This window comes from Actinoplanes sp. 13, from assembly GCF_056134165.1.
In genome coordinates, this window is record NZ_JBVYOQ010000001.1 from 47,515 (window position 1) to 67,733 (window position 20,219).

At 69.8% G+C, this 20,219-nt stretch carries 11 protein-coding genes; 9 read left to right on the forward strand and 2 right to left on the reverse strand.

From position 1 onward, the window contains the following. Nucleotides 1-222: 222 nt before the first annotated feature. From AC0NH5_RS00245 to AC0NH5_RS00270, 6 genes are all read left to right on the forward strand, one after another. On the forward strand, nt 223-1,602 hold the full coding sequence (locus tag AC0NH5_RS00245; protein WP_474398428.1) for an ABC transporter substrate-binding protein: 1,380 nt from the start codon (nt 223-225) through the stop codon (nt 1,600-1,602). A 62-nt stretch (nt 1,603-1,664) separates the two neighbouring features. Continuing rightward, the gene (locus AC0NH5_RS00250) at nt 1,665-2,597 is read left to right on the forward strand and encodes a carbohydrate ABC transporter permease (RefSeq protein WP_474398430.1); all 933 of its coding nucleotides are present in this window, start codon (nt 1,665-1,667) and stop codon (nt 2,595-2,597) included. An 8-nt stretch (nt 2,598-2,605) separates the two neighbouring features. Then, nucleotides 2,606-3,478, forward strand: a complete 873-nt coding sequence (locus tag AC0NH5_RS00255; protein WP_474398431.1) for a carbohydrate ABC transporter permease — start codon at nt 2,606-2,608, stop codon at nt 3,476-3,478. 98 nt (nt 3,479-3,576) lie between these two features. Next, on the forward strand, nt 3,577-5,160 hold the full coding sequence (locus tag AC0NH5_RS00260; protein ID WP_474398433.1) for a glycoside hydrolase family 13 protein: 1,584 nt from the start codon (nt 3,577-3,579) through the stop codon (nt 5,158-5,160). Between the two features lie 79 nt (nt 5,161-5,239). Then, nucleotides 5,240-9,058, forward strand: coding sequence for a discoidin domain-containing protein (locus AC0NH5_RS00265; protein ID WP_474398436.1), 3,819 nt, complete (start codon nt 5,240-5,242; stop codon nt 9,056-9,058). A 57-nt stretch (nt 9,059-9,115) separates the two neighbouring features. Then, nucleotides 9,116-10,198, forward strand: a complete 1,083-nt coding sequence (locus tag AC0NH5_RS00270; RefSeq protein WP_474398439.1) for a hypothetical protein — start codon at nt 9,116-9,118, stop codon at nt 10,196-10,198. 168 nt (nt 10,199-10,366) lie between these two features. Here the strand turns inward: AC0NH5_RS00270 and AC0NH5_RS00275 are convergent, their stop codons facing one another. Both AC0NH5_RS00275 and AC0NH5_RS00280 read right to left on the reverse strand, forming a co-directional pair. Continuing rightward, nucleotides 10,367-12,487, reverse strand: a complete 2,121-nt coding sequence (locus tag AC0NH5_RS00275; protein WP_474398440.1) for a SulP family inorganic anion transporter — start codon at nt 12,485-12,487, stop codon at nt 10,367-10,369. A gap of 153 nt (nt 12,488-12,640) precedes the next feature. Next, a complete protein-coding gene (locus tag AC0NH5_RS00280) occupies nt 12,641-13,711 on the reverse strand; it encodes an NAD-dependent epimerase/dehydratase family protein (protein WP_474398442.1) in 1,071 nt (356 codons plus the stop codon). A 188-nt stretch (nt 13,712-13,899) separates the two neighbouring features. Here AC0NH5_RS00280 and AC0NH5_RS00285 point away from each other — a divergent pair, with 188 nt between their 5' ends. Genes AC0NH5_RS00285 through AC0NH5_RS00295 form a run of 3 tightly spaced genes read left to right on the forward strand, consistent with a single transcriptional unit; the run spans nt 13,900 to nt 20,215 of the window. Beyond that, the gene (locus tag AC0NH5_RS00285; RefSeq protein ID WP_474398445.1) at nt 13,900-16,476 is read left to right on the forward strand and encodes a glutamate--cysteine ligase; all 2,577 of its coding nucleotides are present in this window, start codon (nt 13,900-13,902) and stop codon (nt 16,474-16,476) included. An 11-nt stretch (nt 16,477-16,487) separates the two neighbouring features. Continuing rightward, the gene (locus AC0NH5_RS00290; protein WP_474398447.1) at nt 16,488-18,263 is read left to right on the forward strand and encodes an N-acetylglutaminylglutamine amidotransferase; all 1,776 of its coding nucleotides are present in this window, start codon (nt 16,488-16,490) and stop codon (nt 18,261-18,263) included. A 5-nt stretch (nt 18,264-18,268) separates the two neighbouring features. Next, on the forward strand, nt 18,269-20,215 hold the full coding sequence (locus AC0NH5_RS00295; protein ID WP_474398450.1) for a S9 family peptidase: 1,947 nt from the start codon (nt 18,269-18,271) through the stop codon (nt 20,213-20,215). Nucleotides 20,216-20,219: the final 4 nt, after the last annotated feature.

Genomic DNA, 20,219 nt, shown 5'->3' on the forward strand with positions numbered 1-20,219 from the left:
TGGTCGGCGGCCTTTTTGCTGTCTACCTAAACGGGCCTACCGGGACATTCTGCTGAAATGTCTTCCGCTGCCGCGCTGCAGTCGTGTTTTTTCAAAGCACGATCGAAACCTTGCCGACACAAGTCCGCCTCGTTACAGTGACTCCACTCACTCCCTCCTGGTCGTGATCACTACACCGATAACGAAACCCTTGGATACACCCGTTCCCGAAGGGATGGACAGATGTCCGTACCGCAGTACCGGAAGGTTGCGGCGCTGGCGCTCGTGGCCGGCCTGGGGCTCAGCCTCACGGCGTGCTCCACCAAGAGCGACGACTCCGGCCAGAGCGCCGACGGCAAGGTCACCATCACGGTCGACTGCCAGCCGGTCGGTGCCCAGAAGGAGCTCCTGGCGAACTGGAACGCGGACGTCGCCGCCTTCCAGCAGGAGAATCCCGACATCACCGTCAAGAGCGTCAGCGTCGGCGAGCAGTGCAACAACCCGCCGGACTTCACCGCCCGCCTGGCCGGCGGCACCATGACCGACGTCTTCTACGGATACATGACCGACCTTCAGCAGGTGCTGGACTCCGGTCAGGCGATGGACATCTCGTCGTTGGTCAGCAAGGACTCCATCCCGACCTGGGACAGCGTCGACCCGGCGCTGAAGGACGTCTTCAGCGCCGACGGCAAGCTCTACGCGGTGCCGGTGAAGAACTACTCGATGGGCCTGGTCTACAACAAGACCCTCTTCGCCAAGGCCGGCCTCGACGCGAACAACCCGCCGAAGACCTGGGCCGAGGTCCGCGCCGCGGCCAAGAAGATCTCCGGGCTCGGCGACGGCATCGCGGGATATTCGGAGTACAGCGCCGGCAACACCGGCGGCTGGCACTTCACCGCGCTGCTCTACTCCCAGGGCGGACAGATCCTGAGCGAGGACGGCAAGAAGGCGGCCTTCAACAACGCCCAGGGCAAGCAGGTCCTGCAGAACCTCAAGGACATGCGGTACGGCGACAACAGCATGGGCAGCCGCCAGCTGCTGCAGTGGGGCGACCTGCTGACCAACGCCGGCGCCGGCAAGGTCGGCATGTTCATCGGCGCGCCGGACAGCACGCAGGCGATCGTCAGCCAGTTCCAGGGCAAGTACGAGGACTGGGCGATGGCACCGCTGCCCGGCCAGGACGGCCCCGCCAAGGGCACCCTGGGCGGCGGCGAGGGCTACTTCTTCAAGAAGGACCTCACCCCGGAGCAGGTCAAGGCCGGGCTCAAGTGGCTGGCGTACCAGAAGCTCACCCCCGGCAAGGGCCAGTTCGACTACGTGCGGGCCAAGCCGCAGAACTACCCGGTGGGCCTGCCGCAGCCGCTGCTGTTCGCGGGCGGCAGCGAGGCACAGAAGCAGGAGCTGGAGCTGCGCAAGGCGAACGCCAACGTGGACACCGCCAACTTCGCGCTGTTCGAGGCGACCCCGGTGCCGATCAAGGGTGAGCCGCGCAACGCCCAGGCGATCTACGCGGTGCTCGACTCGGCGATGTCCGGTGTCCTGACCGACCCGAACGCGAACATCGACGCGCTGCTCAAGACGGCCGAGGAGAAGGTCAACCAGCTGCTGGCCGCCGGCAGCTGACCCGGAGGGTGCGGGGACCGGCCGGTCCCCGCACCGCCCGAACGATTACAGGAGAACGTTCCTTGGCGATCCTTGAAGCCCCGGCCCCACCCCGGCCGGTGGCGCCCCCGAGCACCACCCGGCGCAGCCGCAAACTCCGGGACAACCTCACCGGGCACACGTTCCTGATCGGCGCGGTCGTCTGCTTCGCCCTCTTCATGTGGTACCCGATGATCCGCGGCGTCGTGATGAGCTTCCAGCGCACCCGGCGCGGCGAGACCAGCTGGGTCGGCTGGGACAACTACACCCGGATCATGGCCGACCCGAGCTTCTGGGTCGCCTGGAAGAACACCTTCTACTTCACCGCGCTCGCGCTGGTGCTCGGGTTCGCGGTGCCGTTCTTCGTGGCGATCCTGCTCAACGAGTTCCGGCACGCCAAGGGTTACCTGCGGGTCCTGGTCTATCTGCCGGTCATGCTGCCGCCGGCGTCGGCGCTGTTCCTGTTCAAGTTCTACGCGTACGACCCGAGCGAGGCCGGCCTGTTCAACGCGATCCTCTCGGCGGTCGGCCTGCCGACGTCGGAGTGGATGCAGTCGCCGACGATGACCATGCCGGCCATGGTGCTCGCCTCCACCTGGATGAACATGGGCGGCGCGGTGCTGATCTATCTGGCCGCCCTGCAGAACATCCCCGGCGAGCTCTACGAGGCGGCCGAACTCGACGGCGCCGGCGTCTGGAAGCGGATCCGGCACGTGACCATCCCGCAGACCCGGCTGATCCTCGCGCTGCTGGCGATGCTGCAGATCGTGGCCACCATGCAGTTGTTCATCGAGCCACTGATCCTCGCCAACGGCGCGGGCACGCAGGACTCGGCCACCTCGGTCGCGTACCTGATCTATCAGCACGGCTTCTTCCAGAACGACCTGAACGGCGCCGCGGCCCTCGGCGTGATCATGCTGATCGTGCTGGCCGCCTTCTCCGCCGCCTATGTGCGCCTGACCACGAGACAGGACTGAGCGACGACATGACCCGCACCCTCATCTCGCCCTCCCAGCTCCGACGGGGCCGCGGCAAAGTCATCTACTGGACGCTGCTCACGCTCGTCGTCGCGGTGTTCACCCTGGTCTTCCTCGGGCCGCTGTACTGGATGGTGACCGGCGCGCTGAAGTCCGGCCAGGAGATCGCGCAGACGCCGCCGACGCTGTTCCCGCAGGATCCGCAGACGCAGAACTACGTGGACGCGTGGAACAACCTCGACCTGGCGAAGCTGCTGTTCAACACCTTCTACTACGCGGCCGGTGCGGTGCTGTTCCAGCTGGTGTTCGACACCGCCGCGGCGTACTCGCTGTCCAAGCTCCGGCCGGTCCTCGGCAACGCGATCCTCGGCCTGATGCTGGCCACCCTGATGATTCCCGCGATGGTGCTGATCGTCCCGCAGTACGTGACCGTCATCGACCTGCCGATCCTGCACCTGAACCTGCTCGACTCGCCGTTCGCCATCTGGCTGCCGCTGGTCGCCAACGCGTTCAACATCTTCCTGCTCAAGCGGTTCTTCGACTCGATCCCCGAGGAGCTGATGGCGGCCGCTTTCGTGGACGGCGCGACGCCGCTGCGCACGCTCTGGTCGATCATCCTGCCGATCTCGCGGCCCATCCTCGGCGTGGTGTCGATCTTCGCGGTGACCGCGGTCTGGAAGGACTTCCTCTGGCCGAAGTTGGTCATGCCGTCACCGGAGACGCGCACGGTCAGCGTCGGCATCTACTCCTTCGCGGGCGGCACGCCGATGAACGTCGTGATCGCCGCCTCGGTCATCGCCGCGATCCCCACCGTCGTGATCTTCCTGCTCTTCCAGCGGAACATCATGTCCGGCCTGACCTCCGGCAGCCTCAAAGGCTGACCCGCGTGTGAAGTTGGGGTCCGTATCGGACCCGAACTTCACACACCGGAAGTGTCTCTGCACAGACGTACCTACGTAACGACAGAAAGCAGGTGCTCGTGTCCACACCAGACGCAGGTCCGTGGTGGCGTAGCGCGGTCATCTATCAGGTGTACCCGCGCAGCTTCGCCGACGCCGACGGTGACGGCGTCGGCGACATCGACGGCATCCGGGCCCGCCTGAGCCACCTGCGCGACCTCGGCGTCGACGCGATCTGGATGAGCCCCTGGTACCCGTCACCGATGGCCGACGCGGGTTACGACGTCGCGGACTTCCGCGACATCGACCCGGTCTTCGGCACCCTCGAGGGCGCCGAGGCGCTGATCGCGGAGGCGCACGCCGCCGGCATCCGGATGATCGTGGACATCGTCCCCAACCACATCTCCAGCGAGCACCCGTGGTTCAAGGCCGCGCTCGCCTCACCGGACGCGCCGGAACGGGAGTACTTCTGGTTCCGTCCCGGCAAGGGCTCCGGGATGCCCACCGACTGGACGGGGGAGTTCGGCGGGACCACCTGGACCCAGGCCCCGGACGGCGAGTGGTACCTGCACCTGTTCACCCCGGAACAGCCGGACCTGAACTGGGAGCACCCGGACGTGCAGGCCGAGTTCGAGAGCATCCTGCGGTTCTGGTTCGACCGCGGTGTCGACGGCATCCGCATCGACTCGGCGGCGCTGCTGCACAAGGACGCGACGCTGCCCGAGGTGACCGACGGCGCCCCGCACCCGTTCCACGACCTCGACCGGGTGCACGAGGTGTACCGGTCGTGGCGGCGGATCGCCGACGAGTACCCGGACCGGGCCCTCATCGGCGAGGTGTGGATGCCCGAGGTCGAGCGGTTCACCAACTACCTGCGCCCGGACGAACTGCACGCCGCCTTCAACTTCGACTTCCTCGGGTGCGCCTGGGATCCGTACCTCATGCGGGATTGCATCAACCGCACGCTGGAGGCACACGCCACGGTCGGCGCCCCGCCCACCTGGGTGCTCTCGAACCACGACGTGACCCGGCACGTCACCCGGTACGGCCGGGCCGACACGACGTTCAGCTTCGACAACAACCTGGACGGCACCCCGGTGGACCTCGAACTCGGCACCCGCCGGGCCCGGGCCGCCGCGCTGCTCTCGCTCTCGCTGCCCGGCGCGGCCTACGTCTATCAGGGCGAGGAACTGGGTCTCTGGGAGAACGAGAACATCGCGGTCGAGGAGATCCACGATCCGATGTACGCCCGGCGCGGCCACACCCGCGACGGCTGCCGGGTGCCGCTGCCGTGGTCCGGTGACGAGCCGCCGTTCGGGTTCAGCACCGCCGCACCGTGGCTGCCGCAACCGGCCGAGTGGAAGGACCGGACCGTGCAGGCGCAGACCGGCGACCCCAGCTCGATGCTGGAGCTCTACCGGGAGGCGATCCGGGTCCGGCACGCCGAGCCGGCCCTGCACCACGCGCCTCTGACCTGGCTCGACGTCGATCCCGCAGTGATCGCCTATACCCGCGGGCCGGGTTTCGCCTGCGTCCTCAACCTCTCCGGCGCACCGATCCCCCTGCCGGAGCACGAGACCTGCCTGCTCACCAGCGGCCCGCTCGACGGTGACCTCCTCCCCCAGGACTCTGCTGTCTGGCTGCGCCTGAGAACCGCCTCCTAAGTCCCCCGCGCGGGCCGCGTCCCACCGATCGCGGCCCGCGCGGGTCCCCCGGAATCCGACGAAAGGTGCGCTCCCCACCATGTCAAGATTCAGACTGAGATTCATCGCGACAGCCGCCGCCGCGGCCGTCGTCGCCGCCCTCCTGCACGCCCCGGCCGCCCAGGCCGCCGGCCCCAACCTCGCCGCCGGCAAGACCTTCTCCGCGAGCAGCTTCACCGACGTCTACCCGGCCGGGAACGCCGGCGACGGCAACGCCAACACCTACTGGGAGAGCAACAACAACGCCTTCCCGCAGTGGCTCCAGGTCGACCTCGGCACCGCCACCCAGGTCAACCAGGCCGTCCTGAAACTGCCCCCGGCCGCCGCCTGGGCCACCCGCACGCAGACCCTGAGCATCCAGGGCAGCACCGACGGCACCACCTTCAGCACCCTGAAGGCGTCCACCGGCTACACCTTCAACCCGGCCTCCGGCAACACGGTGACCATCGACTTCACCGCGGCCGGCGCCCGGTTCGTCCGGGTCAACGTCACCGGCAACACCGGCTGGGCGGCGGGACAGCTGTCCGAGGTGGAGATCTACGGCCCGGTGAGCGGCGACAGCCAGGCACCGAGCGCACCCGGCAACCTCGCCCACTCGCAGCCGGCCAGCGGCCAGGTCCGCCTCACCTGGAACGCGTCGACCGACAACGTCGGCGTGACCGGTTACGACGTCTACGCCAACGGCCAGCTCCGGAGCACGGTCACCGCGCTGACCTTCACCGACTACCAGCCCGACAGCGCGACGGTGTCCTACTACGTGCGGGCCAAGGACGCGGCCGGCAACGTGTCGGCCCCGTCGGCCACCGTCACCCGCACCGGCGCGTCCGGGGACACCCAGGCGCCCACCACGCCGGGCACGCTCTCCTACACCCAGCCGGCCACCGGGCAGATCCGGCTGGCCTGGGGCGCGTCCACCGACAACGTGGGCGTGACCGGCTACAACGTCTACGCCAACGGGACGCTGAAGACCACGGTGACCGGGCTGACGTTCACGGACAGCCAGCCGGCGACGGCCACGGTGGCCTACTACGTCAAGGCAACCGACGCCGCGGGCAACGAGTCGGCGGCCTCGAACACGGTCACCCGCACCGGATCCCCGGTGACCGGTGGCAACCTCGCCGTCGGCAAGCCGATCGAGGCGTCGTCGACCATCCACACCTTCGTGGCGGCGAACGCGAACGACAACGACACCGCCACCTACTGGGAGGGCAGCGCGTACCCGGCGAACCTGACCCTGAAGCTGGGCTCGAACGCCACCGTTCAGTCGGTCGTGGTCAAGCTGAACCCGGCCACCGAGTGGGGCACCCGGCAGCAGACCTTCGCCGTCCTCGGGCGGGAGCAGTCGGCGTCCGGGTTCACCACGATCGCCGGCTCCGCGTCGTACACCTTCAATCCGGCCTCGGGTAACACCGTGACCGTCCCGGTCAGCGCAACCGCCGCGGACCTGCGTCTCTCCTTCACCGCGAACTCGGGCGCGCCCAGCGGCCAGGTCGCGGAGTTCCAGGTCATCGGCGTCCCGGCACCGAACCCGGACCTCACGGTCACCGCCATGTCGTTCTCCCCGGCCACGCCGGTCGAGACGGACGCGATCACGGTGTCGGCCACGGTGCGCAACGCGGGCTCGGCCGCCTCGCCGGCCTCCAACGTCAACCTCTACCTGGGTACGACCAGAGTCGCCACGGCCGGCGTCGGCGTCCTCGCGGCCGGCGCCGCCACGACGGTGTCCGCGAGCATCGGGGCCCGCAACGCCGGCACCTACCCGCTGTCGGCCAGGGTGGACGAGGCCAACACGGTCGTCGAGACGAACGACGCGAACAACTCGTACACCAACCCGTCGAACCTGGTCGTCGCGCCGGTGAGCAGCTCGGACCTGGTCGCCTCGGTGGTCAGCTGGTCGCCGGGAACCCCGGCCGCCGGCCAGTCGGTCAGCTTCTCGGTGGTTCTGAGGAATCAGGGCACGGCCGCGTCGGCGGGCGGCGCGCACGCAGTGACCCTCACGCTGTTGAGCGGCACGACAGTGGTGCGCACCTTCACCGGCTCGTGGACCGGCACCCTGGCCGCCGGCGCCTCCTCGCCGGCGATCAACCTGGGCACCTGGACCGCGGCGAACGGCCGGTACACGGTCCGCACCGTGGTCGCCGCCGACGCCAACGAGCTGGAGGTCAAACGGGCCAACAACACCAGCGAGAAGTCGTTCTTCGTGGGCCGCGGCGCGAACATGCCGTACGACATGTACGAGGCCGAGGACGGTCAGACCGGCGGCGGCGCGCAGACCGTCGGCCCGAACCGGACCGTCGGCGACCTGGCCGGTGAGGCGTCCGGCCGCCGGGCGGTCACGCTCAACCAGACCGGGGCGTACGTGCAGTGGACCACCCGGGCGGCGACCAACACCGTGGTCGCGCGGTTCTCCATCCCGGACGGCACGAACAGCTCGATCAACGTCTACGTCAACGGGTCGCTGAACAAGACCCTGCCGCTGACCTCGAAGTTCGCGTGGCTGTACGGCAACGAGACCAACCCGCAGAACTCGGGTACCGGTCCGCGCCACATCTACGACGAGGCGAACATCATGCTGACCGGATCGTTCCCGGCGGGCAGCACGATCAAGCTGCAGAAGGACGCGGCGAACTCCGGCGCCATCGCGATCGACTTCATCAACACCGAGCAGGTTGCTCCTTTGAGTAATCCGGACACCGCTCGCTATGTCGTACCGTCTGGTTTCGATCACCAGTCGGTGCAGAACGCGCTGGACGCCGCCCGTCAGGACAGCACCAAGATCGGCGTCTACCTGCCGGCCGGCGACTACCAGACGGCCAACAAGTTCCAGGTGTACGGCAAGGCCCTGCGGGTCGTCGGTGCCGGCCCCTGGTACACCCGCTTCCACACCCCGTCCACCCAGTCCGAGACGGACGCCGGCTTCCGGGCCGACGCCACCGCCAACGGGTCGACGTTCGCGAACTTCGCGTTCTTCGGCAACTACACGATCCGCATCGACGGCCCCGGCAAGGTGTTCGACCTCGCCAACGTCGCCGACATCACGATCGACAACATCTGGGCCGAGCACACGGTGTGCCTCTACTGGGGCGCCAACACCGACCGGATGAAGATCACCAACTCGCGGATCCGGAACATGTTCGCCGACGGCGTCAACATGACCAACGGCAGCACCGACAACCTGGTCGACAACAACGACGCCCGGGCCACCGGTGACGACAGCTTCGCGCTGTTCTCCGCCATCGACGCCGGCGGCTCCGACGAGATCAACAACGTCTACTCGAACCTGTCGTCGACGCTGACCTGGCGGGCCGCGGGTCTCGCGGTCTACGGCGGGTACGCGAACACGTTCAAGAACATCTACATCGCGGACACCCTGGTCTACTCGGGCATCACGATCAGCTCGCTGGACTTCGGCTACCCGATGAACGGTTTCGGCGCCAGCCCGCCGACCGTGTTCGACAACATCTCGATCGTCCGGGCGGGTGGCCACTTCTGGGGCAACCAGGTCTTCCCGGCGATCTGGGTCTTCTCCGCGTCGAAGGTCTTCCAGGGCATCCGGGTCTCCAACGTGGACATCGTCGACCCGACGTACGCCGGCATCATGTTCCAGACCAACTACGTGGGCGGCCAGCCGCACAACCCGATCAAGGACACCGTCTTCACCAACGTCACGATCACCGGTGCCCAGCGCAGCGGTGACGCGTACGACGCGAAGTCCGGTTACGCCGTCTGGGCCAACCCCATGCCGGAGGCCGGTCAGGGCCCGGCCGTCGGGTCGGTGACCTTCAACAACCTGCAGCTGTCCAACAACTACCGCGACATCGAAAACCCCACGACCACCTTCACCATCACCCGCAACTGACGAGTGGGTGAAGTTCGGGCGCGCTCCGCGCCCGAACTTCACCCACCAACCCAGCGCGTGCCGGCCGAGCGCGTGGCAACCCAGTGTGTGAAGTTCGGGTGCGAATCGAGCCCGAACTTCACACGCTGGGTTGGCGGGTGCGGGGTTGTCCACAGGGCTCCAGCGCATCGGGTGGCAATCTGCCACCGTGTCGCGGTGGTCGTTTCTCCCGCACCGGACGACGAATTCGGCTGGACATGCTTCGCCCAAGCCGGCGTACTCACCATTGAACAGGCGGTCCAGTTCCTCGGCCGCGGTCGCGCCCGCGGTCGTGTCCGCGCCGGACGCTGGCGCCGGGTGTGCCGGGGCATCGTCGTCACGACGAACGGCCCGCTGCTGAGGCCCCAGCAATTGTGGGTGGCGGTGCTGGCCGCGGGCGCCGAGGCGCTGCTGGCCGGCACGACGGCGCTGACCGAGGCAGGGGTCCGCGGCCTGCGGGAGAGCGGGATTCGGATCGTGGTGCCGGCCGCGCGCAACCGGACTCAGCTTCTCCCGGCGATGCCCGCCGACATGCCCCCGATCCGGGTCACCCGCACCCGATTCCTTCCGGACGAGCATCGCCAGACCGGCAGTCCGCCGCGAGTCGTGACCGCTCGCGCGGTGGTCGACGCCGCAGCATGGGCGTCGAGCGACGCGGCCGCCCGCATCATCATCGCGATCACCTTGCAGCAGCGCCGGGTCACGGTTGACGAAGTCTTCGAGGTGCTGGCCATGCGGCGACGACTGCCCCGCTTCGGCATGATCAATAGAACCGTGCTCGACATAGCCGGTGGGGCGGAGGCGCTGTCCGAGATCGATTTCATGGATCTGTGCCGACGGTTCCGACTCCCCGCGCCGAGCCGTCAGGAGACGCGCCGGGATGCCGCGGGGCGCAAACGGTTCCTCGACGCCTACTGGAGACAGTGGCGGCTGCACGCCGAGGTCGACGGGGCCCATCACGTCGAAGTCGGCGAGTGGGAGGCGGACATGCTCCGCCAGAACGATGTGTGGATCGAGGGCGATCGGATCCTCCGCTTCCCCGCCGGCCTGATTCGCTCACGACCGGACGTGGTCGTGGGCCAGCTACGCGCAGCCCTCGAGGCAGCCGGCTGGCAACCCTGACCGTGTGAAGTTGAGGCACGGATCGAACCGCAACTTCACACGCTGGGGCGTGCGCTTGCGAGCGTGTGAAGTTGAGGCGCGGATCGAACCGCAACTTCACACGCTGGGGGTGCGCTTGCGAGCGTGTGAAGTTAGGGCGCGGATCGAACCGCAACTTCACACGGTGGGTCAGGCGGCGGGGGACATCGGGTGGGAGTTGCCGTGGACGGGGTCGACCTCGTACATGCGGGCCTCGGCCAGGTCGAAGTACATGCCCGTCAGGTGGAGGCGGCCGGCGGCCTCGGCCGCGCGGACGGTCGGGTAGGTACGGAGGTTGGCCAGCTGGCGCACCACGTTCTCAGTGACGCAGCGCTCCTCGTCGGAGACGTCGGTGAAGTGGACCCCGGAGTGCCCGAGCCACTCGCCGAGCCCGGTGCCGGGACGGGCGGCACCGGTCATCAGCGCACGGACGGCGCCGCAGCCGGAGTGGCCGCAGACCGTGATCGTGGTGACGCCGAGGACGTCCACGGCGTATTCGATCGCGGCGCCGACGGACGCGTCCTCTGCGTCGTACGCCGGCACGATGTTTCCTACGTTCCGGACGCAGAAGAGGTCTCCCGGCCCGCTGGCGGTGATCAGGTTGGGGACGAGGCGGGAGTCGGCGCACGTGATGAAGAGCTGCTCCGGGCGCTGACCGTCCCGGGCCAGGTCGGCCAGATGCGGCCGGACCAGGGGCGCGACAGTGCGTTCGAACTCCGCGATCCCGGCCTCCATCGCACCTCGCCGCTGCTGGTCCATGTCCTGCCAGCGGGACCACGAGCCGATCAGGCGGGGCGTCCGCTTGCCACCGCCGAGCCGCCCCGACGTCGCCTGGTGGAACCACGAGTCGTGCACTTCCCGGATCCGTACGCTGCCACCGGCCCGCTCGTAGCCCTCCTGCCAGTCCCGGATCGTCTCGAACGCCCCGTGGTCCAGGTAGTCCAGGTGCAGCTCGACGTCGACGTCCGCGCCGGGCGGGAGGGCGCTCAGTTCGCGGGTGAGCCGGGCCGACTCGACGAAGGCCAGCGTCCCGTTGATGGTGACCTGCCACTGGCCGAGGGCCCGCTCGACCCGGCGGATCTCGCAGCGGGTGAGCCGCCAGAGGATCATCAGGGCGGCGGTGACCATGCCGAGCGCGACGCCGGTGAGCAGGTCGATGAAGACCACGCCGAGGGCGGTGACCAGATAGGTGGGGAGTTCCCGGTGCCGGGCGTAGGTGCGGATCTGGGCGAGGCTGACCAGCCGCAGGCCGACCACGATGAGCACCGCGGCCAGCACCGCCATCGGGATCGTCTCCAGCAGGTCGGCCCAGAGCAGCACGAACGCGGCGATCCACACGCCGTGCAGGATCGCTGACGTCCGGGTGCGTGCGCCGGCCGCCACGTTGGTCGAGCTGCGCACGATCACGCCGGTCACCGGGAGCCCGCCGAGCAGGCCGGAGGCGGTGTTGGCGGCGCCCTGGGCGACCAGCTCCCGGTTGAGGTCGGCGCGCGGGCCGTCGTGCATGCGGTCCACGGCGACCGCGGAGAGCAGCGACTCCACGCTCGCCACCAGCGCGATGGTCAGCACCGCCACGGCGATCTCGCGGATCCCGGCGTCCGGCCAGACCGGGGTGATCAGTCCGGACAGCGGCTGGTCGGGCAGTTCGACCCGTTCGACGTCGGCGCCGATGGCCGCGGCCAGGGCGGTCACCGCCACGACGGCGACGAGGGCGGCGGGCAGCAGGGAGATCCGGACCAGCCGGGGCCACAGGATCAGGACGGCCACGGTGAGCGCGCCGAGCAGCGCGGCGACGCCGTGGTGGGTGGCGATCTGGCCGGGCAGGTCGCGCAGGTTGTGCCAGGCGGAGCTCTGCGGCGCGCCGCCGAGCATCACGTGCACCTGGCTGAACGCGATGACCAGGCCGATGCCGGCGAGCATGCCGTGCACGACGGCGGGTGAGAGGGCGAGGGCGACGCGGCCCAGGCGGGAGGCGCCGAGCAGGATCTGGACGAGGCCGGCGACGGCGACGATGGCCGCGGTCCCGGCGAACCCGAACTCGGCGACGGCACCCGCCACGATCACGGTGAGGCCCGCGGCGGGGCCGCTGACCTGCAGCGGGGCGCCGCCCAGGGCGCCGGCCACGATGCCGCCGACGACCGCGGCGACGAGCCCCGCGAGCAGTGGGGCGCCGGAGGCCGCGGCGATGCCGAGCGACAACGGGATGGCGATCAGGAACACGACGACGGACGCCGGCAAGTCCCGGCGCAAGGATTGCGTCAAGTCGGACATTTCATAAAAATACGGGACTGCGGTTAACGGATCGTTACGCGACGTGGCCGTCCCGGCAAAACACAGCAAGTTGCCAGCCGGGCGCGGCGACGACGAAGGCCGCGCGGCGGGTGCCACGCGGCCTTAGGAGAAACCTCTGGTCGTACGCCCGGGTCAGGCCTTCCAGAGGTCCTTGTTCGACTCGTACATGTCCTTGAGGATCATCGGGACGTCGTACTTGACCTTCCAGTCCGGGTAGTGCTCCTCGAACCGGGCGGTGCTGCTGATCCACCACTGGTGGTCGCCGATCCGGTTCTCCGGCACGTACTCGGTGCGCGCCTCGATCCCGGAGATCTCCGACGCGATCTGGAACGCCTCCAGGACGCTGCAGTTGGAGGTGCGGCCGCCGCCCATGTTGTAGATCTCGGCGACCCGAGGCGCCCGGAAGAACGCCTCGAACGAGGAGACCAGGTCGCTGGAGTGGATGGCGTCGCGGACCTGCTTGCCCTTGTAGCCGTAGATCCGGTAGAGCCGCTGCTCCATCACGCAGCGCATCACGTACGCCAGGAAGCCGTGCAGCTCGGCGGCCGAGTGGCCGGGCCCGGTCAGCGTGCCGCCGCGGAACACCGCGGTGGGCATGTCGAAGTACCGCCCGTACTCCTGGACCATCACGTCGGCCGCCACCTTCGAGGCGCCGAACACCGAGTGCAGGCTGCTGTCGATCGACATCGTCTCGTCGATGCCCTCGTACCACTTGTGGTCCTCGGGCAGCTCCCAGCGGGTCTCCTGCTCGATCAGCGGCAGCGAGTTCGGCAGGTCGCCGTAGACCTTGTTGGTCGAGGTGAAGATGAACGGCGCGTCGATCGCGTGGCGCCGGGCCGCCTCGAGCATGTTGATCGTGCCGACCGCGTTGACGTCGAAGTCGGTGAACGGCTCCTTGGCCGCCCAGTCGTGGCTCGGCTGCGCGGCGGCGTGGATGATCAGGCCGATGTTGCCGGCCAGGCCACCGAGGAGCCGGTCTAGCCCGTCCCGGTCGCGGATGTCGACGTTGTGGTGCGTGTAGCGGTCGCCGACCTCCTTGGTCAGCCGCTGCAGGTTCCACCGGGTCGAGCCGTCCGCCCCGAAGAAGTAACCGCGCATGTCGTTGTCGACGCCGACCACGTCCATGCCCAGCGCGGCGAAGTGCCGGACCGCCTCCGAGCCGATCAGGCCGGCCGAGCCGGTGATTACGACGACGCTGCTCATCAGGACCTCCGCGGGGTGTCGGTCGCCACGCGCCGAGAGTACAGAGCGCCGCCACCGCGCCCGTGGCCTGGGCCGGGTGTCGCGATCGTCATGCTTGACGAGCGACCGAAACGGGCACGACACAGATCTGCCACATCCGATCGGAAGGCTCCGGCGGATAAGGACGCTTTGCCGGAAAGGCGGTCGCGATGACGGAGTCCCTCCAGGCCCCGAACCACCAGGTTCCCGATCGGGGTGACCTCACCCTCGGCGTGGAGGAGGAGCTGCACGTGGTCGATCTGGCCACGCGCGAGCTCGTACCCCGGGCGCCGGAGATCCTGGACCGCCTGGACGGCGCGCACTTCTCGGCCGAGCTGCACCGCTCGGTCGTGGAGACCAACACACCGGTGAGCGCCACCCTGGACGATCTGCGCGAAGACGTCGCGCAGCGCCGGCGGACCGCGATCGGCGTGGCCGAGTCGCTGGGCCTGGGCCTGGTCGCCGCCGGAACCGTGCCGCTGGTCGATCTGGACTCGCTGCCGGTCACCCCCACCTCGCGGTACCAGCGGATGCTGCACGAATATCAGATGCTGGTCCGGGAGCAGCTGATCTGCGGCGCCCAGGTGCACGTCGGCGTGCCGGACCGGGACGAGGCCGTCGCGGTGGCGCAGCGGGTGGCGCCGACGCTGCCGGTGCTGCTCGCGCTCTCCACCAGCTCGCCCTACTGGCTGGGTGAGGACTCCGGTTATGCCAGTGCCCGCTCGCTGGTCTGGATGCGCTGGCCGACCGCCGGCGACAGCGGCCCGCTCGCCTCGGCCGCGGAGTACGACGCACTCGTGAGCGACCTGCTCGCGTCCGGGACGATCAGCGACCCGAAGATGGTCTACTTCGACGTCCGGCCGTCCGCGCACGTGCCCACGGTGGAGCTGCGGGTCACCGACGCCAGCCCGGACGTGGAGACCGTCGTCCTGCTGGCCGGGATCTTCCGCGCCCTGGTGCTGCGGGCACGCGAGGAGCATCGTGCCGGCCTGCTCCTGCCCGCCTCCCGCCCGCCGCTGCACCGGGCGGCGATGTGGCGGGCCGCCCGCTCCGGCCTGGAGGGTGACCTGCTCGACCTCCCCCGCTCCCCGGTCCCGATCCCGGCGCCTCTCGCCGTGGAACGGCTGATCACCGACCTGCGCCCGCAGCTGGAGGAGCTGGGCGACTGGGACCAGGTGTACGACCTCTCCCTGCAGGCGCTGAGCCGGGGCAGCTCGTCCGCCCGGCAGCGCCGGGCCCTCTCCCGCCGCGGCCGGCTCTCCGACGTGGTGGACCTGCTGGTGTCCGACACCCGGGGCGGGGTGACCAGCGCGGGACCGCCCGGGATGCCGTCGCCGGCGCTGATCGAGGCGTACGTGACCGAGGGCGACGAGGCGTTCCCCGGCGGCCGGGTCTCCCCCGCGTACGCCGGGATCCTGCCGGTGCTCACCTCGCTCGGTGCAACCGGGCTGCGGCACCGTGAGGACGCCCGGGACGACGAGCAGCGGGCCCGGGGCATCACGTTCAGCGTCGCCGGTGAGGCGGCGACCCGGCTGTTCCCGTTCGACCTCGTGCCCCGGATCGTCCCCGCCGACGACTGGCGGCAGCTGCGCGAGGGCCTGACACAGCGGATCCGGGCGCTCAACGAGTTCCTCAACGACGTCTACACCGACCGGCAGATCGTGCACGACGGCAAGATCCCGGAGTGGGTGATCAACGGGTCGCCCGAGCTGCGGGCCAGCGGCGCGCTGGTGCACCGGCGGGCGGTACGCGCCCAGGTGGCCGGTGTGGACCTGGTCCGTGACGGTGACGGCCACTGGTGCGTGCTGGAGGACAACCTGCGGGTGCCGTCCGGTATCGCGTACGCGATGCAGAACCGCCGGCTCACCTGGAGCGTCCTGCCCGAGCTGCCCCGGCCGGGCGCGCTGCTCTCGGTCGAGGACACTCCCCGGCTGCTCAAGCAGTCACTGCTGGAGGCGGCCGGCCCGGCGGCCGGCGACGAGCCCGCGATCGTGGTGCTCAGCCAGGGACCGGACGACTCGGCCTGGTTCGAGCACCGGATGCTGGCCGAGGCGATGGGCGTGCCACTGGTCCGCAGCACCCAGCTGTTCGTCGACGAGGGCCGGGTGTGGCGGCTCCAGGACGGTCACCGGAACCGGGTCGACGTGATCTATCTGCGGATGGGCGAGGACAGCCTGGTGCACTCGCCGGGCGCCGACGGCATGCCGCTGGGCCCCAGCCTGGTGGCGGCGCTGCACGCCGACACGGTCGTGCTGGCGAACGCGCTCGGCAACGGCATCGGCGACGACAAGGCGGTGTACGCCTACGTGCCCCGGATGATCGAGTACTACCTCGGCGAGAAGCCGCTGCTCGCCGACGTACCCACCTATCTGTGCGGCATCCCGGACCGGCGCGCCGAGGTGCTGTCCCGCCTCGACGAGCTGGTCTGCAAGCCGGTGGACGGCTACGGCGGCGACCGGATCGTGATCGGCCCGCACGCCTCCGCCGACGAGCTGGACGCGTTGCGGCGGCAGATCCAGACCGCGCCGCACCGCTGGGTGGCCCAGGAGCTGGTCTCACTCTCCACCCATCCGGTCTTCGACGGCCACCGGCTCGCCCCGCGCCATGTCGACCTGCGGGCGTTCGTGTTCTCCGGGACCCACTCGGTGGTCGCTCCGGCGGCCCTGACCCGGGTGGCCCCGGCCGGCAGCATGATCGTCAACTCGTCGCGCGGTGGCGGCTCGAAGGACACCTGGTTGCTCGGCTGAGGAGGAAGCTGATGTGTGGAATCGCCGGTGAACTGCGGTACGGCGACCGGCCTGCGGACGCCGAGGCGGTCCGGCGGATGCTGCCGTGCATGCAGTCCCGCGGACCGGACGGTGACGGTCTGTGGGAGCACGGCCGGATCGCGCTCGGCCATCGCCGCCTGAAGATCATCGACCTGTCCGAGAACGGGCGGCAGCCGATGACCGACGAGCAGCTCGGCCTGACCGTGGTGTTCAACGGGTGCATCTACAACTACCAGCAGCTACGGGAGGAGCTGCAGGGGTACGGGTACCGGTTCTTCTCCACCTCGGACACCGAGGTGATCCTGAAGGCGTACCACCGGTGGGGCGCCGACTGCGTCACCCGCTTCCTGGGCATGTTCGCCTTCGCGATCGCCGAGCACGCGACCGGGACGGTGACGCTGGCCCGGGACCGGCTCGGGATCAAGCCGATGTACCTCGCCGAGTCCCCGGGACGGCTGCGCTTCGCGTCGACACTGCCGGCCCTGCTCGCGGCCGGCGGCGTGGACACCACCATCGACACCGTGGCGCTGCACCACTACATGACGTTCCACTCGGTGGTGCCGGCGCCGCGCACCATCCTGAACGGGATCCGCAAGCTGCCGCCGGCCACCGTGCGGATCATCCAGGCGGACGGGACGTCGACCGAGCGGGTGTATTGGGAGGCGGACCACTCGCGGTGGCGGCACCGGCTGTCCCGCGAGGAGTGGGCCTCGGCGGTGCGGGAGAAGCTCCGGACCGCGGTCGAGCGGCGGATGGTGGCCGACGTGCCGGTGGGCGTGCTGCTCTCCGGCGGGCTGGACTCCAGCTTCATCGTGGCGCTGCTGGCCGAGCAGGGTCAGCACGGGCTGACCACGTTCAGCATCGGGTTCGACTCGGGCGGCGGTGAGAGCGGCGACGAGTTCGAGTACTCCGACCTGATCGCCAAGCAGTTCGACACCGAGCACCACCAGATCCGGATCGGCCGGGACCGGTTCCTGCCGGCCGTGGACCGCACCGTCGCGGCGATGAGCGAGCCGATGGTCAGTCACGACTGCATCGCTTTCAACCTGCTCAGCGAAGATGTTGCGAAGCAGGTCAAGGTCGTGCAATCTGGGCAGGGAGCGGACGAGATCCTCGCCGGCTACAGCTGGTATCCCCCTCTCGCCGGCGTGTCCTGGGACCAGGCCGTCGACACGTACGCGAAGGAGTTCTTCGACCGGCCGCACGCCGAGCTGGCCCGGCAACTCAACCCGCAATGGCTGGTCGACAGCGATGTCAGCCGGGAGTTCGTGGCCGCCAGCTTCGCCCGCGAGGGCACCAGCGAGCCGCTCGACGCGGCCCTGCGACTCGACTCTCAGGTGATGCTCGTCGACGACCCGGTCAAACGGGTCGACAACATGACTATGGCGTGGGGGCTGGAGGCACGCGTACCGTTCCTGGATCACGAGTTGGTGGAACTCGCGGCGGCCTGCCCGCCCGGGCTGAAACTGGCTCAGGACGGCAAGGGAGTCCTCAAGGACGCGGCCCGCGGCCTCGTTCCGGATGCGGTCATCGACCGGCCGAAGGGTTACTTCCCGGTGCCCGGGATCCGGCACCTGGAGGGCCCGATGCTGGAGAAGGTGCGCGACGCGCTGCTCGCACCGGCCGCCCGGGAACGGGCGCTGTTCCGGCCGGAGTACGTGGAGGCCCTCCTCGCCGACCCGAACACCCCGCGCACCACGCTCGGGGCCAATCAGTTGTGGCAGCTCGCGTTGCTGGAGATGTGGTTGCAGGACAAGGGGGTCTAAGCCGTATGGAGGGTCAGCTCCACCGCGTCGACGTCACGGTGCTGCCGGCCGGCTGGCGTTCCGTTCCCTCGGAGGTGGCGGGCAACTGGTCGCCCACCCTCTCCCCGGACGGGCGGCACATGGCCTACGTCTCCGACCGGGGCGGGGTGCCCGCGGTCTGGGTGCAGCCGGTCGGCAGCGAGCTGGCCTTCCGGGTCGACACCGGTCCCGAGCCGGTGTCGGCCGTGAGCTGGTCGGCCGGCGGCGGCTGGCTGGCCTGCCAGATCAGCCCCGGCGGCGCGCCCCGGCAGGAGATCTGGCTGGTCCGCCCGGACGGCTCCGACCTGCACCAGGTGGCCGGCTTCGGCGCCGACACCGCGGACAACATGCGCTGGCTGCCCGGCCGCTCGCTGCTGGCCTTCACCGAGAACCTGACGACGGCCGTGCTCTTCGACGCGGTCGGCGCGGAGCGGCGGGTGGTCGCGCAGGGCGATCTTCTCTCGCTCCTCGACGTGGACCCCGCGGGGCGTTTCGCACTCCTGCGGTACGGGCCACGCGGCGCCCGCTCCATCGTCCTGCGTGACCTGTCCAGCGGTGCCGAGAAGCCGGTCACCCGTGGTGAGCAGGCGGTGTTCAGCCCGGGCGGCGGCAACGTGTACGCACTCAGCCAGGACGGGGAGTTCCCGTGGCTGATCCGGGTGGCCGGCGACACGGTGGAGGTGCTGGCCGCGACGCCGGGTCACCCGAGCAGCAGCGAACGCCCTGTCGCGACACCGGACAACGCGAGCGGCAGCGAACGCCCCGTCGCGGCGCCGGATCACGCGTCTGGCAGTGATCCCGCCGCCGGGACCACCGACCCGGCAGGCGGCGCTTCTTCGGCCGGGACCACCAGCCGGGCCGGCGCCGCGATGCTCGGGGAGGTCGAGGATTTTGCGATCACGGCCGATGGTCGTACGGCAGCCGTGTTGTGGAACGTGCGCGGCGGCGAGTCGGAGGTCGCGCTGATCGACCTGGACCACGACGGAGATCGCGCCCCGCGACCGCTCTCGCCGCTCCCCGGCCTGGTGATCGGCGGCCTGGCGTGGAGTTTCGACGGCTCGACGCTGGCGCTGACCGCGGAGGGTCCCGGGCAGCCGCACGGCGTCTGGGTGTGGTCGGACGGCAGGCTCCAGGCGGTCTCCGCGCAGCCGGCCGAGCCCGGCGCGGTCCGGCCGGCGCTGCAGCGGTTCGCGGCGCACGACGGGCTCGAGTTGACCGGGTGGCTGTTCACGCCGCGCACGCCGGGGCCGCACCCGACGGTGCTGTGGTTCCACGGTGGCCCGGAGGCGCAGGAGAGGCCGGGGCACGGCCCGCTGTTCCAGGCGCTGGTGCAACGGGGGATCGCGGTGTTCGCCCCCAACGTGCGGGGGTCGTCGGGCTTCGGGCGGTCGTTCGTCGACGCGGACAACGTGGGCCTGCGTTACGCGGCCATCGAGGACGTCCGCTCCTGCGTGGAGCACCTGCGGTCGGCCGGGGTCGCCGGGCGTGTGGGGATCATGGGGCGGTCCTACGGGGGCTACCTGACGCTGGCCGCGCTGACCACCTTCCCCAACCTGTTCGACGTCGGGATCGACGTGTGCGGCATGTCCAATTTCAGCACGTTCTACGAGCACACGGAGCCGTGGATCGCCGCCGCGGCGGTCAGCAAGTACGGCGATCCGGTCCGGGACGAGGCGTTGCTGCGGGACCTGTCGCCGATCACCCGGATCGACCGGCTGCGCACGCCGCTGATGGTGGTGCACGGCGAGAACGACAGCAACGTTCCGGTGATCGAGGCCGAGCAGGTGGTGAGGGCGCTGGCCGCCCGCGGGGTGCCGCACCGCTATCTGCTGTTCCCCGGCGAGGGGCACGAGCTGCTGCACCGGTCGTCGCGGGCGGAATACCTGCAGGCGACGATCGAGTGGCTGGAACGCCATCTGCTGATCCCCGCGTGACCCA